12 protein-coding genes are annotated in these 17,995 nt (G+C 38.0%); all 12 read right to left on the reverse strand.

Annotation, left to right across the window (positions count from 1 at the left end; all coding sequences use genetic code 11):
- Window positions 1-14 precede the first annotated feature (14 nt).
- Complete coding sequence (locus R2Q59_RS07600; protein WP_316784888.1) at window positions 15-1,280, reverse strand: sensor histidine kinase; 1,266 nt, start codon at window positions 1,278-1,280, stop codon at window positions 15-17.
- Window positions 1,264-2,637, reverse strand: coding sequence for a sigma-54 dependent transcriptional regulator (locus R2Q59_RS07605; RefSeq protein ID WP_316784889.1), 1,374 nt, complete (start codon window positions 2,635-2,637; stop codon window positions 1,264-1,266). The genes R2Q59_RS07600 and R2Q59_RS07605 overlap by 17 nt, the downstream gene beginning before the upstream one ends.
- A gap of 20 nt (window positions 2,638-2,657) precedes the next feature.
- Window positions 2,658-3,839 (reverse strand): ABC transporter permease, encoded by a 1,182-nt coding sequence (locus R2Q59_RS07610; protein ID WP_316784890.1) that lies wholly within the window; start codon window positions 3,837-3,839, stop codon window positions 2,658-2,660.
- A 22-nt stretch (window positions 3,840-3,861) separates the two neighbouring features.
- Entirely contained in the window at window positions 3,862-5,097 is a 1,236-nt protein-coding gene (locus tag R2Q59_RS07615) for an ABC transporter permease (RefSeq protein ID WP_316784891.1), read from the reverse strand.
- Between the two features lie 8 nt (window positions 5,098-5,105).
- The gene (locus R2Q59_RS07620) at window positions 5,106-5,771 is read right to left on the reverse strand and encodes an ABC transporter ATP-binding protein (RefSeq protein ID WP_316767535.1); all 666 of its coding nucleotides are present in this window, start codon (window positions 5,769-5,771) and stop codon (window positions 5,106-5,108) included.
- 26 nt (window positions 5,772-5,797) lie between these two features.
- Window positions 5,798-7,261 (reverse strand): TolC family protein, encoded by a 1,464-nt coding sequence (locus R2Q59_RS07625; RefSeq protein WP_316784894.1) that lies wholly within the window; start codon window positions 7,259-7,261, stop codon window positions 5,798-5,800.
- 1 nt (window position 7,262) lies between these two features.
- On the reverse strand, window positions 7,263-8,510 hold the full coding sequence (locus tag R2Q59_RS07630; protein ID WP_316784896.1) for an efflux RND transporter periplasmic adaptor subunit: 1,248 nt from the start codon (window positions 8,508-8,510) through the stop codon (window positions 7,263-7,265).
- Between the two features lie 327 nt (window positions 8,511-8,837).
- Entirely contained in the window at window positions 8,838-9,179 is a 342-nt protein-coding gene (locus tag R2Q59_RS07635) for a HopJ type III effector protein (protein ID WP_316784898.1), read from the reverse strand.
- A 681-nt stretch (window positions 9,180-9,860) separates the two neighbouring features.
- Window positions 9,861-10,211, reverse strand: coding sequence for a hypothetical protein (locus tag R2Q59_RS07640; protein WP_316784899.1), 351 nt, complete (start codon window positions 10,209-10,211; stop codon window positions 9,861-9,863).
- 970 nt (window positions 10,212-11,181) lie between these two features.
- Complete coding sequence (locus R2Q59_RS07645; RefSeq protein ID WP_316784901.1) at window positions 11,182-13,053, reverse strand: RagB/SusD family nutrient uptake outer membrane protein; 1,872 nt, start codon at window positions 13,051-13,053, stop codon at window positions 11,182-11,184.
- Between the two features lie 17 nt (window positions 13,054-13,070).
- Window positions 13,071-16,220 (reverse strand): TonB-dependent receptor, encoded by a 3,150-nt coding sequence (locus tag R2Q59_RS07650; RefSeq protein WP_316784904.1) that lies wholly within the window; start codon window positions 16,218-16,220, stop codon window positions 13,071-13,073.
- A gap of 294 nt (window positions 16,221-16,514) precedes the next feature.
- Window positions 16,515-17,915, reverse strand: a complete 1,401-nt coding sequence (locus tag R2Q59_RS07655; protein ID WP_316784907.1) for a hypothetical protein — start codon at window positions 17,913-17,915, stop codon at window positions 16,515-16,517.
- Between the last annotated feature and the right edge of the window lie 80 nt (window positions 17,916-17,995).

The raw sequence follows: 17,995 nt of genomic DNA on the forward strand, positions 1-17,995 counted from the left end.
AACATCTCCACAACTCACATCCCCATCTCAATCGTAAACCTCGTATCATTAACGGCAATCGTTTTTAAAGAGAAATCAAATCCATGATTCAAGAGAATCTCGCGAACTAGCGTTAAGCCTATACCCTGTCCATCTTTTTTAGTGCTAAAAAACGGACTAAATAATTGCTCTGTATTTTCCTCAGAGATGCCTTTACCATTATCTGCAATGGTGAGATTTCGTTTTATCGGATCAAGGTTGATTTTAATGACACCTTTACTATCGATAGATTCAATTGCATTTTTAACAATATTGATTAACGCTTGCTCCATTTGTTCAACATCCGCAGCAATAATGAAACTAATAGGCAAATCAAGCTCAAAATTTATGTTTTTCTCATTGGCAGGAAAATACATCAGCTCTGCTACAGATTTAAGTAACGTTGTCAAATCAATCTTTTTGAGGTTAGCTTGGGGCAACTTAACCAAATCAGCAAAGTTGCGCATGAATACATTTAAGTTTTGGTTTCTATCCACAGCAACCAACATCGCATTCTTGAGCATGGCATCTGCTTCGTTTATCCAAAGCGACTGATGAGACAAGGCAGAATTGATGATAGAGTTTACAGGTCCAACGGTATTGTTAACCTCATGGGCCATCATCCTGATTACCTTGCTGTACACATTCTTTTCTGCTTCAAAGATTTCTGCTGTCACCTCTTCTATCATGATAAAGATTCGCTCAAACCCAGTATCAATAAATTTAGATTTCTGGATTTTAAAGGTTTGTAGTCCGTTAGCCCTTAACATTTTAGCGCTACCAGTTTTCATTTCGTAAACATGATTGTCTAGTAAACCCGGAATAGCCTGTAATATCTCTCTTGCCTTCGGATTGATCTGTTTAATTTGTTTATCATAATCTAACACAATAATCCCTGTGGGAGAAGTTTGTATCAGTTTTTCTAGAAAAAAATGTTGTTCTTGTTGCCTGGTCCTTTCCGTTCTCAACTCATCAATCATTTTATTGTAAACATCGATGAGTTCATCCACCTCTTTTTTTCCAGTAGCTAGAAACTTAACATTAAAATCTTTATCCTTTATGGCTGCAATGCCCTGTGTTAAATAAGTTAATGGGGCAATTAATTGTTTGTATAAATTAAGAGATATCAATACTGAGATAATGATGACCACCTCTACCAGCATGAACAACAACTTGTTATGCTCAAAGATGAAGTAACTCATCACCAAGCAAACCAAGTGAAGAATAACCAAAAAGAGAATGTATTTACTCTTCAGTTTCATTGAAAGGAATTTGATATTTCTCTAAACGACGATAAAGTGCATTTCTTGTAATGCCCAAGGAAGCTGCTGCTTTGGTAATTCTATTTTTATGAAAGTTCATAGCTTGTTTAACCATTTCGGCTTCCATTTGATCTAACGTCATGGTACCGACACCAGGCAATTTAACCTTGTCATTTTTTAATGGAGATAGGTTTAACTGCGATTGGAAATCATCAATACTTAATTCGTCATTCGAACTGATCAACACCGTACGTTCTACCAAATTTTTTAATTGCCTAATGTTTCCTGGTAAGGGCAAAGCTTGTAACCAACGCATGGCTGGTGGAGATACGGATAAAGACGGTCGATTATAAATTTCTTTCATGTTACTTATGAAGAAATTAACCAGCAAAGGAATATCAGCCGCTCGGTCTCTTAATGCTGGCAAATGAATGCTAATCAGGTTTATCCGATATAATAAATCTTCCCTAAATGTTCCTAAACCCACCATTTCGTTCAGGTTTTTATTGGTAGCACAAACTACCCTTGTATCTACGGTTTTTGTCCTGCTGCTTCCCAGTACTTCATAGGTTCTATCTTGTAATACCCTTAACAGTTTTACCTGACTTGAGGCTTCTAAATCGCCAATCTCATCTAAAAAGATAGTCCCCTTATTGGCCATTTCAAAACGACCCATCCTATCAAAACGAGCATCGGTAAATGCACCGCGAACATGCCCAAACATTTCACTCTCAAATAGAGAAGAAGAAATACCACCCAAATTTACCTTTACAAAAGGTTTAGCAGAGCGATTGCTATTTTCATGGATTGCTTCTGCAATGAGCTCCTTCCCCGTACCACTCTCTCCTGTAATTAATACCGATGCACCAGTAGAAGCTACCCTACCGATAGTCTCTAGAATAGCCAATAAGCTGGGATCCTGACCAATAATTTGTTTGAAGTTGTATTTTTTGTCGAGTTCTTTTCTATTTCTAGCTAAGGGTTTTTCAGCATCCAATTGCAATAAGGTATTTACCGATTGCAGCAAGTGTGTATTGTCCCAAGGTTTATTTACAAAATCATTAGCACCTAATTTCATTCCTTGTACCGCTAAGGCGATGCTTGCCCAACCTGTAATTAAAATAACCGGAAGCGTGGTGTTAAAGGCCCTGATTTTTTTAAGTAATTCCATCCCTTCAATGCCAGATGTATCGATAGAAAAGTTGAGGTCTAAAATAACAAGCTGAGGCTTTTGAGTTTTTACTAGCTCAAAAGCCTCAGCGGCGTTACTAGCCGTAAGCACTTCATTCCCTGCTCCTTTTAAAAGCAAGGAAAGTGAAGTTCTTACCGCAATATCATCATCAATGATCAGTATCATATAACAAAGTTAAGATATAATTATTCTTCATGTAATGCAACTGCAGGATGTATGCCCGCCGCTTGTTTGCCCGGATATAACGAACAGGCAAAAACCAATAAATAAATGAACAATATAGAAAGCAATATGGCAATCACATACACACTTGCTGGAATATTAAATACGTTTAACAGTGGAAACTGAACCGCAAAAAAACTACCTACAATTAAAGACATGGTGGCTAAAATCATCGCTTCCATTACCAACTGATAAGACACCGCATTCCCACTGGCACCAATCGCCCTGCGCAAACCAATTTCTCCCTTTCGTTTATTGATGTTATACCATAAAACACCAAATAAGCCTAAAGCAACATTGATAATTAAAAAGCTGGCAATGATGATAAAAATAACCATTGGGATAATTGTAACTTCATTTTTTGAGTCACGCATTTCATCCATGTGCTCAATTTCTATTGAATTTTTCATGGTGTTTGCCATGAACTTGTAAAGCTCGCTTTCAAAAGTAGCATCAGCACTTTCACGCACTTTAACGAGGATATAACTATTGTATTTTAAGTAACCTGTATCTAATTGGTTGAACATTGCATTACCAGCAGGCCAGAAATCGCCATTGGCTTTTAAATCTTGTACCACGCCAACAATTTTCATTTTTTCCTTGTCATCGTAATTGCCAATCAATTTTCCTACCGCCGTTTCTTTACCAAACATCTCCTTTTTCAGCGTTTCATTAATAATAACATACTTATTTTTGGTAACCGCATCTTCAGGCAAAAACCATCTTCCTTCTATTAGGTTAACATCTAATACTTTTTTGTAATCATTTCCAACCATATAATTATTCACATGATCAAACTTTTTACCATGAAAGTTTACCCCTGTACTCATGTTGCTGTTAGAGTATGGAAAATTTCCGCCGGTATAGCTTACCTCTTCTATTTGAGGCATTGCTTTTAAGGATTTGTAAAGGTTATCGTAAAATATGGCTAAGGAATCATTGTTTTTAGTCAACAAGCCATTGTCGTAATTAATAGACCATACTTTTTTATATTCAAACCCCAATGGTTTACTGTAATTCTGGTAGTAATAAGTAAGGAAGGAAAAAACCGCGAATATCACCAGAAAAGAAACCAGGATTTCGGAAAGGAACAGAAAGTTTTGCTTTCTCTTGTTCCATATTAATTTAAATAAGTGTTTAAACATAATTTTATCTTTTTAGCTGGGTTTATTGTGCTTTTAGTGCCTTTACTATATTTAACTTAGACATTCTCCAAGCTGGATAAACACCCGAAATTAAACCGAAACAGATACAGGCTATCAAGCTGTAAAACAAGACCATGAAATTCATCGATAGGCGCATGTTAGAAATCAAGTTTGCGTCATTAATGAGATAAATGGCCAGAAAAGAGAATAGCAGACCAATAAATCCTCCCAAAAAAGTAAGGATTAAGTTTTCTACGATGAATTGATAAACCAAGGTTTTAGACGAAGCGCCAAAAGCTTTACGCACCCCTATTTCCGAGGAACGCTCTAAAATTCTAGTGATGTTAATGTTTACCAAGTTGATGGTTGGCAGCAATAAAAACAACAGCACAAATACGCTTAAGATAGATACAACTACAGTTAAACCATTGTTAGTTCCATCACCAGCAATCCTTCTGGTCATACTGGCAAAAAATGAATCGGCATTGCTATATACCTTGTCAAAGTCTTTCGGTATGGGAACTCTTTTCATCATCTGGTCAAATTCCTTTTGCATTTTAGGTACATCAGCCTTGCTTTTTGCCAAAAGAACAGCATTATAACCGCCCATTAACTCTGGTCTTTTATAGTTTTCTTTAGATACGGTATAAGGCAAATACATATCGCCTGCAAAGTTGTAAAGTGTTTCTGATACATTTTCTACCACCCCAATTACCCTGTAATTCACATTATCTGCTGAAATGTATTGACCCACTACCGTTTTCGCATCACCGAAATAAGCTGTTTTTGTTTCTTCAGAAATGACCGCCACTTTTTCGGCATTGTTTATTTCTTGTTGCCCAAAAGGTTTTCCTTCCAGGAATTTGTATTCGAGTACATTCCAATAATCGGCATTGGTATATTTATACTTAATCACAATCTTTTTATTGTTTACATAAGCATTCGATGCCTTTGCATTAGTAGAAATAGCCATTTTCTCTATCGTTTTTAAGGTAGATACATAATGGTCGAAAAAATAATAAGAAACATCACTCCTGTTTAACCAACCTTCCTTGGTGTTTTTAAACTCCATTGTTGCCACATATAAGGAACGTTCTCTTTTGTAATCTGGGTAATCAGGACTGATCACTTTATCCATGAAAGCGGTAGCCACCATTAAAATGGTAAGGGTAAAGCTGATACCGAACAAGCTGATGAAAGTGAAGAATTTTCTTCGCTTGAGCACAGCAATGGCAATTTTAAAATAGTTTTTTAACATGGCTGTATTTATTGAACTTGTGAACCATCAAACAGGCGTACCAATCTGTGGGTACGGTGTGCCATACTTTCATCGTGGGTAACCATTACAATGGTAGTACCTTCGTTTTTGTTTAAGTTGATCAAGATATCCATGATCTCATTACCCATGGCACTATCTAAATTTCCTGTAGGCTCATCAGCTAAAATAATCTGCGGATTGCCCACTATCGCCCTTGCAATGGCAACACGCTGGCGCTGACCACCAGACAACTGCGTAGGAAAATGTTTTAAACGATTACTTAAACCTACTTTCTCCAGTGCAGCCGTGGCCAACATTTTGCGTTCTTTTGCTGATGAGTTGCGGTACAACAATGGCAATTCTACATTATCCAAAACTCTTAGGTCGTTAATCAAGTGATAGCTTTGAAAGATAAAGCCCAGTTTTTGGTTCCTGAACTTGGCCAATTGCTGATCAGAAAACCGACTAATGTCTTGATCATCTATTTTAATGTTTCCTTTAGATGGCTCATCTAATAGTCCAATGATATTAAGCAAGGTACTTTTACCACAACCTGATGGCCCCATGACAGAAAGAAATTCGCCCTTGGCAATAGAAAGATTAACCCCGTTAATGGCTAGGGTTTCGACCGTATCGGTCCTGTAAACTTTTTCAATACTTTGTAACTGTATCATATCGTATAATTAATAATTTTGATTGGTTAATAGGTTATTTTTTTGTTTTTTTCGAAGTCGTAAAGCGAAAGGTAGCGGAGCTGATAATAGGCAGCCCAGAAATCGCGTAGTGATGAAATATAATCTCTTTTCGCCCTGTCGTTTTCCTGAAAAGCAATGCTGAGATCGGTAATGCTCAGGTTACCTAAAACATATCGTTCACCTGCTATTTTGTATTTTTCTGCTGCAATTTTCTCTGCCTGATCGGTTAAGCCAATTTGCTCTTTCATCATGTTAAAAAGCGTTACCTGTGTGATGATTTGCTGCTTAAAAGTTTGTTTATCTTGTTCTACGGAATAGGTGATGAATTGTTCATTTGCTTGTGCGGTTTTAGTTCTCGATTTAGACCTCCCCCAATCCATTATGGGAATAGAAAGTTGCAACTCTACCGATTGTTGATTTTTTGGCGAACGATAAATATCAAAAGCATTGGTAGCCGCATTTGAAAAACCAAGGTTAGCTCTTAAAGTAGCGGTTAAACCATTTTCTCCTTTCGCCTTGGCCACATCTCTTTTGGCTTCGGCCAAACGTCTGATGAAGGCAATGGCATCTGATCTATTCTCAAAAGCTTCTGCCAATACTTTATCTGCCGCCACCGACATCTGCGCTACAATTGCAGGTACATCTAGTTTAATCCTATCATCGCCTTCTATCCCTGCATAACTGCGTAGGTTTAAAGTAGCAATTTCTACATCTCTTTTAGCAGTCCCCACTGCTTTTTGCGAGTTCAGTACCTCTAACTGCAACTGCAGGATTTCATTCTTAGAGATTTTACCCAACTCAAATTTTGTATCAGCTATTGTTAAAATACGCTTGGTATTGGCATTATTGATTTCGGCAATGTCTAAATTCACTTGTGCCAACAAGAGGTCGAAGAAATACTCCGTAACTGTGATGGCTATCTTTTCCTGCGTTTCTATAAAAACCTGTTTACTTTCGTTAAACTTTAAAGGTTCTATCTTTTTGTCCCATTTTAAGCTATTGAACTTTAGCAAAGGCTGTGTATAACCAATACCATAAGGAATACCATTATAGAGCACACTGTTCCTGTCGAAATCATCAAAACGTTGCAATTGTGTGGTTCCATAAACTGTTCCACCTGTTGCGGCAATGCTCTGACTAAAATTTAAGGTTAACGAAGAGTTATCATAATGAATAGGCTGAAAAAGAATAGTTCCATTGGGTTGTTGTACTTGGGTATATGTTTTGGTATAACCTGGCAATACACCTTCCAAAGCCAATTGAGGATGATAGTTAGATTTAAAAGTTCTCCATTCCCAGTATTTTGTTTCCTTTACCGTAATGGCCTGTTTAGCCGAAATGGAATTAGATTTTGCCATTTCTACTACTTGTGGCAACGTTAACCTCAAGGTATCTACCTTGGCCAAAGCAAATGCACCATAAGTGGTCAATAACAAGAGCTTAGTGAATAATATTTTCCTCAACATCATCTTAATTATTTATGGTGATGGTTTGCGTGTTCTTATACTCGGCCATATCTGAGGTAATCACTTCTTCTCCCAGTTTTAAACCGCTAATAATCTCTATGAAATCGAAATTGCTTAACCCAGTTTTAACCGTTCTCCGTTCTGCTTTTCCATTTTTCAAAACGAAAACTTCTTGAAGGTTAGAACCATTAAATGCTGGTCCGTTAGCTATTCTTAAGACGCCATTTCTGGTATCGGTGACTAGAAAAACATCTACCTTTTGGTTTGGCCTTAACTCTTTGCTATCTTTTTGATTCAATTGAATATCAAACGAAACAATGCTATTGCTTACGGCCGGAGAAATGTTAACAATACTACCACGCAATTGCGTATCGCCGATGCGAATGATAGCTGTCATGTTGTTGTGAATCTTGTCGAGCAAGTTATCAGACATGCTACCCGCCACCTTAAATCCACTTAAATCAGCTATCCTAACCAAAGCATCACCTTCGTGTACGCTCGAGCCTATGTTTTTATTAACCCAGGTAACCACACCAGACCTAGTAGCCGTTACATTTGCTAAATCTAACTTACGCTTTAAGGCATCGAGGTCGTTGCGTTGTATGGCCAGTGCAATCTCCGCTTCCCTGATCTCGATCTTCATGGTTTGCTGTTTGCTTTTGATCTCGTTCTCTAATTGTAGTTTCTCTAGTTCCGCTACTTTCAGGTCGAGCTCAGCACGTTCTACATCTTCCTTTGTGCCACCACCAGCTTTTAACAATCTTTTGGCAGACGAAACCGCATCTTTAAAATTGCTGATGCGCAATTGTTTAATGCTGTTGTTAGATTTGATATCAAAAAAGCTCTTTTCAAGGTCTAGTTTCAGTTTACGAATCTCATTCTCCTTTGATTCCATTTGAAATTGGAGTTTTCCGTATTCTGTCTGACTTAAAGATTTATCAAGTGTAAGAATAGACTGCCCTTTTGTTACTTTTTTGCCTGCGTCTAACAAAACCTCCTTTATAGAGGCACTAATCGGACTTGTTAAAACCTCTTCAAATTCAGGCAATACCTCGCCTGTGGCATTAATTGTATTTTCAATGATACCGGTTTCAACTTTGGCGGTCGTAATATCAGCAGTGGTTAAGGATGGTTTAAAATAATACCTGATTAACCAAATGCTGCTGGCTAGTATAACCAGTGAGATAAAAATCAGGAGATAAGTTTTCTTCTTCTTTTTTGCAGTAACTTCTTCTTCAATGAGCTTGTCCATTTAAATAATATTTACATCAGCTTTTACAAGAGCGATGCCAATATTTAATTATTGAATATCAAGCAGTTACATAAAATGTAAAACAAAAAAATGCCCGATATCGAACATCTTGTTTTATATCGGGCAAAATTAAATATGAATATTTTTCCGAGCGGAATTAGTTTTTATTTCTTTGGTCTTTCAGCTTTAGTGTTTAGGCTTTCCCTAAACACTGAGCGCACTGAGTAATGTAGATATTCTTTGGTCTTTCAGCTTTAGTCTTTTAGCTTTCCTCCGGTCTTTCCTACTCAACAACTCCACGACTTACCAACTCCCCATCTCACCCCCTTACCTCACTGCCAAAGCATCCCCTTCAAACAAAATCCCATCCCATCCATTGGCCATGAACTGCCTGATGTTTTGATGATCTGTTCCCTCTGGACTAGCCAGCACCGCTTGATAATGTTCTGCAAATAAAAGAAGTGTATCAGCCTCGCTTAGCTCATTCAGTTGAGCAAAAGCAAACACCTTTGCACTGCCTTGATTCTGCGTTGTCTCGTTATAAGCATCACCATTTTTAAATGCAGTAGGTTGATGTTGGTAATAGTTTTCTATAAATGCAATAACTTGACTAAAGGTTATTGAGTTTGTCTTTAAATCGGCTAGTAAAGTGGTTAATTGAGATCTCATTTATGTTTTTTTTAAAGGCTTAAAATTACAAATACCTAATCATATTATTTTTATAAAACACAGAAATCATCAAACTGGCTCAAGTCTTAAAGCCAGGGGCAATGATTAGGGTCGACTTGGGCCTGTCATTAAGTTCATGAATTAATCTAAGGCACAAGTCTCCGTCGCTTTACCCATAACTGGCGCAAGTCTTAAAGCCAAGGGCATTGGTTGGGACCGACTTGAGCCTAACGTTAAGTTCATGAATTAATCTAAGGCACAAACTGGCTCAAGTCTTAAAGCCAGGGGCATTGATTAAGGCCGACTTGGGCCTATCCTATCGTTAACTTTATAACAAAACCACTAAACAAGATCTAGCTTTTCTTGAAAATGAAAGGGCAGTGCTAATGGCGTCTGCAGCCCCGCCAACGTTCAAATCTTTTTTGTTACTCAACATTAAAATACAAGAACAAAAAAGGATTTCCACTAATGTCGGGTTTAGGGAACAGCGGCCTGTAACAAAGCAAAGTTCCAAACAACTGGCGCAAGTCTTAAGGCCAGGGGCATTGATTAAGGCCGACTTGGGCCTAACGTTAAGTTTAAAACTCCCACCTTGGCGCAAGCATAATGCCTGTGACAAAATATAAAAACCAACTTATTGCAACGAGGTAATCAATTAGCTTTATGTTGTTGTTCATTTTCTTATTCCTTTTTGTAGGTATCTCGATAGTTAAGCACCCGCTTAAGTTGCCCTTGTCTATAGACACTCAATTCCAAGGTATTTTTCTTTTTTACAAGAGAGTCGCCAACTTCTATAATCCCTTCCCATTTCCGAGGCATTGAATAAACGTATCGACTACCAATTACTGCTTTTTTTATATTATGATCTCGATCATCCTGAAACAAGCTGTCAACTTTTCCTTCAAATTGCTCTTCTAGATCATTTTTCATTGAACCAGACATATCATTTCTGGTTAAAAACATATAAATCGCAATTGCCATAACTAAGATTACAGGAACAGCATATCCTAATTTCTCAATTTTTATTTTCAAAGTGTTTGTGTTTTCATTTTGCCTGTTAGATCACTTATCTATAAAACAGAAAACCAAAATACAATAATTAATCTATGATAACACATAACTGGCTCAAGTCTTAAAGCCAGGGGCATTGATTAAGGCCGACTTGGGCCTGTCATTAAGTTCATGAATTAATCTAAGGCACAAGTCTCCGTCGCTTTACCCTAAACACAAGACTTGCACAAACTGGCTCAAGTCTTAAAGCCAGAGGCATTGATTAAGGCCGACTTGGGCCTATCGTTAAGTTCATGAATTAATCTAAGGCACAAGTCTCCGTCGCTTTACCCTAAACAAAAGACTTGCGCCAGAAGGGTACATAGACCTAACAACAATCTACAAATCCCATAACTGGCTCAAGTCTTAAAGCCAGGGGCATTGGCTAGGGCCGACTTGGGCCTGTCATTAAGTTCATGAATTAATCTAAGGCACAAGTCTCCGTCGCTTTACCCTAAACACAAGACTTTCGCCAGAAGGGTACATATACCTAACAACAATCTACAAATCCCATAACTTGCGCAAGTCTTAAAGCCAGGGGCATTGATTGAGGCCGACTTAGGCCTATCGTTAAGTTCATGAATTAATCTAAGGCACAAGTCTCCGTCGCTTTACCCTAAACACAAGACTTGCGCCAGAAGGGCATAAGCCTAACGACAATCTACAAATCCCATAACTGGCTTAAGTCTTAAAGCCAGGGGCATTGATTAAGGCCGACTTGGGCCTATCGTTAAGTTTATGAATTAATCTAAGGCACAAGTCTCCATCGCTTTACCCTAAACACAAGACTTGCGCCAGGAGGGGAATTACATTCCATCTTCCATTTTACCCCACTTTCGAACCACCCCTATTCCCTATTCCCTATTCCCTATTCCCTATCCCCCTCACTTCTCCCCAACAAAAAAGCGCCACCCTAAAAAGGAATGACGCTTTTGCAATTTTAATATTTCTCTTAGTATCCGTTATTTCCGAATTCTGCTGCATTGGTAATCGCATCCAGAAAGTATTGTGGAATTGGACGTTGTGTATGTTTTGCTGGATCAAAGTTAGCTGCAATAGCTGGATTGGTTTGTTGGAAATAAGTTTTGCTTAAATTTCCAGTTCTTTTTAAATCAATCCAACGAGTATGCTCTCCTGCTAATTCACGACCACGTTCTTTTAAGATATAAGCTACGTTCATCTCTGCAGGAGTTGCCAACATTTCACTTTCGCGAGAAGTAAGGGCAGCACGCTTACGAATTACATTAACATAAGTCGACGCTTTTAACGCATCGTTGTTAGCTAACAAAGCAGCTTCTGCAGCAATTAAATAAACTTCACCCAAACGGATAATTGGAATATCACCTAACCAATTCTGGTTAGATTGCGCATACATTTTTCCAGAGAATTTCTTGAACGCTGGGAAGATGTTGATCAAACTTGGCTCATTAGGAAAAGATGCTGGCAACTTGTAATTATTGGTTGCTGGATCAAATAAATCACTTGGATCGGCAACTAAACAAGGCATTGCTTTTTTAGTTGCAGTAGGTATAGTCCAGTTTGGTGTAAACACCGATAAACCCACATCATTGGTCATGTTTTTCTCTTCCTCAAAAGTACCGCCTGCTGCTAAGAAATAATCTGGACCAGTATAAGCCTGTCTGGTACTCAAAATGGTTTTACCCACAATAGAAGCATCCTTTTGATAAGTAGTAGCTAAAGCTGCCGTAATTACTTTATCAGCACTAGCATAGAACTTATAGGTAAAGGTATTCGCAAACCTGGTATCTGGTGTGGTTTCCCTCGGATCGAAAATGCTAGTCAACAAATATTTGGTTGGTTTGTATTGTTTAGCATTCGACCTGCCATAAAGCACAGTGGTTTCAATTGTTCCCCAATCTGCTCCTCTACCACCTAAATCTGGCAAGTAATACTGACGAGTACGACCTCTGTTAAAACCTTCAGGATTTAATCCAGTTACATCAATAGCCTGTAAGAACAAAAACTCAGTGTTGCTTTTGTTGTTCTTTAAATCAAATGCTTTTGCAAAACCTGAACGTGTAGCATCACTAGTGTAAAGTGCGCAATTGTATTTTGCTTGGTTATTGATCAACTCTTCGGCCGCTGCCAAAGCCAAAGCACCATATTGTGCAGCTTCTCCTAAACGCGTACGTTGAAGATATACCTTCGCTAACAATGCATAAGCCGCCTTTTTAGCAATACGACCTCTTAATGCACCTTGAGTTAATGGCAATTTCTCGGTCGCGAATTTCAAATCTGAAATAATCACATCGTAAATTTCCTTCTCTGTGCTTCTTTTCGGAGCAATGTTATTACCTTCTGTAGCGGCAGATTTAGTAGTTAAATAAACCGGACCAAATTGCTCTACCAAGTTAAAATAAGCCCAAGCTCTCCAAAAATAAGCTTCAGCTACCTTGGTGTCAATCTCTGTCTGGCTGCTATAACCTTTCACTTTTGTGCTAAACTCTATCGCCGTGTTGGCTAAACCAATGGCCGAATAACAGCCTCCCCAAATGGTTTTTAAGGTACCCAAGCCCGTAGTTAAAGTATTGTCGTAGGTGGTGATACCAATATCAGAACCTGCATAATTAATCCAAAGGTCTGTACCCATTTCAGATGGACCGATAAAATCTACCTTACCATAGAAAAAATAATTGTCTACGTAAATGGTATTGATCAAACCTTCGAAACCAGATTTATTACCATAAGCAGTTTCTAAGGTAGTTGCCCCTGGATTTACTTCATCTAAAAATTTTTTACATGAAGTGGTGCTAAGCGAAAGTACTACAACTAAGCCCAGCGAATATTTATATAATCTTTTCATTTTCTTTTCTTAAAATATTAAAATGATGCGTTCAATCCAAAAACCATTTGTCTGTATAACGGGAAACTATCACTTCCAGCTGTTTCAGGATCGATGTCTTTCAACAAAGAACTTTTCGCAAACACAAAACTGTTGTAAGCCGTACCATATAACCTAATGCGACTAAATCCTGCCTTGCTACTAATTTTCGCTGGTAACGAATACCCAAGGGTGATGTTTTTTACTTTAAAGTAAGAACCATCTACAATTGAAAGTGAACTGATATAAGTATTACTCAAACTTGTACCTGTAGTTGGTCTTGGGAAATCGTTTGTTGGATTTGATGGCGTCCAATAGTTATAAGAAGCTGGTTGACCAATCTGATTCCAATAACCCAATAACTGCGCATTGATGGTTTGTCCGTAACGCATGGTCATGAATACTGTTAAATCAAATCCTTTATAAGTAAAGGTATTTTGTAAACCCATGCTAAAGTTAGGCGTATTGTGACCAAGGATCATTCTATCTGCTGCCGAATAAGCATGCACCCCGTTATCGCTCACACCTGCTACATCAATTTTTGGTACAGTAGCCAATTTAACATCTCCAGGTTTTGCACCATATTTAGCCGCTTCCACTTCTTCGCCCAATTGCCAAACACCCAATTTTTTATAACCAAAAAGCACACTCTGTGGTAACTGACTGCCCACAAATAGGTTATTGGTAATTAAGGCAGTAGTCGCAATAGAATTACCCAAATCAAGTTTGGTTAGCTCTTCTGTAGCTCTTGTAAAAGTAAATGCGCTGTTCCATTTAAAGCCACCTTTTGTTTCGATGTTCCTACTTGAAATAGTTAACTCGAAACCAGCATTTTTGGTTTCAGCGATGTTGGCGTAAATGTAATATTGGTTTTTGGCATCAAATCCTCCATCTGTAGGTGGCAAGTTTCTTGGATACAAAACACCTTTAGATTTGGTATTAAAATACTCTCCAGTTAAATCGATTCTGTTGTTAAACAAGCTCACATCTAAACCTAAGTTAAAATTGTAAGAACGCTCCCAGGTTAAATCGTCATTACCCAAGGCACGGTTGGTAGAATACAATGGCAAGGCAGTAGATCCACCTAAAGTCAATGGAAATTCTCCAGACCTAGAAGCAACTAAAGTACTATTGGTATAAGCCGGAATATTCGGGTTACCCGCAACACCATAACCAGCTCTTAACTTCAAATTGCTGATGTATGCTTTACTGAAGTCCATGAACTTCTCCTCACTGATGCGCCAAGCGGCAGATACTGATGGGAACGATGACCATTTGTCAATCAGCTGTGATACCCCATCCCAACGGTTAGAAGCTTGGAAAAGGTATTTTCCTTTGTAGTTATAGTTGATCCTTCCCGCAAAAGACATTCTATTTTGTTGAATATAACCAGTTGATTTAGTTGTAGAAAGTGTTGCAGCACTCAGGTTATAGAAACTGTAATCATCAAATTCAAGTCCAGTGCCGAAGATGAAAGAACGTTCGCTCCTTTTGTCTTCCAAAGAAGTAATTCCCGTAACGGTAAATTGATGATCGTTGGCCAATGTCCAATTATAATTAATGATGTTTTCCCATAAGTAATTATAGCTGATGCTGTTTTCGTAACTCGCCTCTTTTGCAGTTCTACCTTCAGAAAGTAAATTGTACGAACGCTCATTCGCAAAAGTACCTTGTCGGCCAGACGAAAGCGTTAGACCCAAGTTAGAACGAATAGATAAGTTTTTAATCGGCGTAAACTCTACATAAGGGTTCACCGCCAAATAAAGACTTTTTGTATTGTTAATGAATACCCCATTAGCATAATTGGCAATCGGACTCACCGCAGATACACCAGTCAATGGCAATGCATTTACAGTACCATCTGCATTATAAGCTGAACCTAATGGATATACACCATAAGCCTTGTTGATACGGCTATTGGTTTGATCGCCATTTCTTAAGTTAGCCGTTGTTTGCAAACCAGCCTTAAAGAATTTACTGAAATTAACATCTACACCACCACGAATATTGTAAAACTTCGACTCATCGCCTTGATAAATCCCTTTTTCGTCTATATAACCTAATGACATGTAAGCCTGTGTTTTTTCAGAACCTCCCCGAACAGAGATATGGTGATTTTGTTGTGAACCATCACGTAAGGTCTCATCTACCCAATCAATCCATTGCCCATTGTTAATGGCCGTAACACCTGCTGCAGGAATGCCCGCATCGGTTAAACTTGCTGGATACTTATTATTTGCCGTAAAATAACGTTCGTTGATGTAAGTTAACCAAGCATCACCCGATAAAGCCTTTGGAAATTCTGCCCTACCATTAATGCCATAATAACTGTTCACATCTACCTGAACCTTACCTGCTTTTGCCTTTTTTGTGGTAATCATGATCACGCCATTTGCACCTGCAACCCCATAAATTGCGGTAGAAGATGCATCTTTTAACACATCGATGGTTTCAATGTCATTTGGGTTTAAGCTAGTAATGCTACCAATAATCCCATCAATAACATATAATGGATTTTGTGAAGCACCCGGAATGGCACCCACCGTAATGGAACGGTTACCCCTTAACAACACGCTAGGGTTTTGCCCAGCTTGGCCGCTTGTACGCTGAATATCTAAACCTGCTACCCTGCCTTGTAAAGCTTCCATCGGACTACTCACTGGATTAAGTGTAATGTCTTCGCTCTTCACAGAAGAAACTGCACCAGTAAGGTCCTTTTTCTTTACCGTACCATAACCAATTACCACTACATTATCCAAATTTGAAACTTCTTCGGCCAATACCACCTTCATGTTGTTCGCTGCCGCAACTTCATTGGTTTTAAAACCTACCATGGTGAAAACCAAGGTGGCGTTAGCATTTTCGAGATTGATGCTAAATTGCCCTTTTCCATCTGTAGTAGTGGTAGCTGTACCATTTTTCACCTTGATACCTACTCCTGGCAAGGGAAGTCCTTTTTCATCAACAACCGTTCCCTTAACGCTTATTGTTTGTTGCACAAAAAAAACGGTGCTGTTTGTGGTAGCAAGTGCAGATTTTTCTGCTGCGAAAGAAGAGATCGGTAACATTGCCATGGCTAATAGCAATTGGGTACCAGAAAATGCTCTCCAATGGCATTTGCTAAGTAGTGTTTTTTGCATAATGTTCATCAATGATTTGGTTAATATTTTTCTTGCAGGGCGAAAAATTCATCACTTATTAACCAAAAAAAGAATTAAAAATCTTTCATTTATGAATAAAACGTTCATCAATAAAAGTAATTTTTTTACTTAAAAAGCAAAAAACGTTGATTTTTAATACGTGAGAGGTATTTATACTTGGTTTTTAAGTTCCGAATAAAACGGGATCCTTGTTAACAAACTTAAATAATTAAAAATTAATATCATTTAATTTTATTAAAAATATTACAAGGGTTTTGGCTTGTTGAGTTTTGATCTTTCAGTTTACTTTATTGAGTTTAAAATTGGCTTATCTTCATAAACCACAGGAACCTGTTGTTGTAACCAAATGGTCATCCAAGCTGAACCCATTCTACTGGCAATAGCTTCTTCTCTTCCTAAATAGCTATTCTCTTGATCACCCATATAGGTATGCCTATCTGCAAAACGTTGTTGTTGTTCCAATACTTTATCAACGTGTAATTTAGCCCAGTATTCTCCTTTATGTTTTAAGGATAGGTTGTCCCAACCATACGTAAATGCAGCGATATCTAAATTGGCGTAAGTATCATAAACACCCAATCCCCAATCTGAACCTTCTGGATAATAAACATCGGCTTTGCCTTCTTGATACATGGTGCCACCAGGAGCTTTATAAGGAGGCGATGAAAAGCGATGGGTAGTTACTGAATAGTAAATTTTATCTAAATTAAAACGTGCTGCTTCAGGCGTAGGCCTTTTGGCCAAGGAGAACACTATAGGTGCATTAATCATGGAAGCAAGTGCATTATACATCGGGTGAATGATGCCATGGTTAATTACAAAACCTGGCTCTTCCATGTTATAACCTTTAACCCAACTGCTAACAGGCTGTCCGTGTATGATTCTTAAGTTATTTAAATCGGAAGGAAGAGATGTTGCAGCGATTAAATACTCAACCGCCTTATGCAACCATTTATTAGAATTTGGATGGTTAGGCAGCATAACCGCAGCCAAGTACAATAACTCTGCATTCCATGCATCTTCTTCAATTTTAGAATCACCTTTAAAGATTACTTTTCCAGTACTGTCTTTATAATAAAGTGGAGCTGTTGGCAAAAAACGATCTGCTTCGGCAATCATCATTTTTAGGATATTAGATTGATCCTTTGGAGAAAAATCGTCCCATAAAAGCCAAGCCCCGTAGCCTGTATAATAAGCCCAGTGAGCAGCTTGCCAATCGCCACCCCAAACTTTTCGGGTATTATTAATTTTATGGTCATAAGCTATAGAGCGAATCATTAACAATGTTTTTTCTTTAGCTCCCTGCAATGAAACACCAGTAACAGTTTGATCGTATATCCCTGTTTTTATAGCTATCGCGATACCAAAAGACATGGCAGCCGGAAAACGGTAACGGTATTCATTAACCTTAGATTTACTTTTCAAATCAAGATAACCAGTCGAGTCTTGTTGATAATTTTTTAAATCCTTGTACCAAGTTGTAAGGGCAAATCTATTCGCATGAAGCAATGTTGTTTTTACATTATTTGCTATTTTATTATTAGGTGCTTTTTTGTTAAACTTTCCCCAATTAATTGGCTGAACCATTAATGAAGCGTCAGTATTAACTTGTCCCTTCGCCAGATTAACTTCTGTAATTACCAATAAAATGGCAATCATTATCTTTAAATGATATTTCATCATGCTTTTATATTTTGGCACTGAGAGTTTCGTAATAGGTTAAATTCCCCTCTTCCATCTTACATTTTAAATCCTTTTGCTTC

Source organism: Pedobacter frigiditerrae, assembly GCF_032678705.1.
GTDB classification, from domain to species: Bacteria; Bacteroidota; Bacteroidia; order Sphingobacteriales; family Sphingobacteriaceae; genus Pedobacter; species Pedobacter frigiditerrae_A.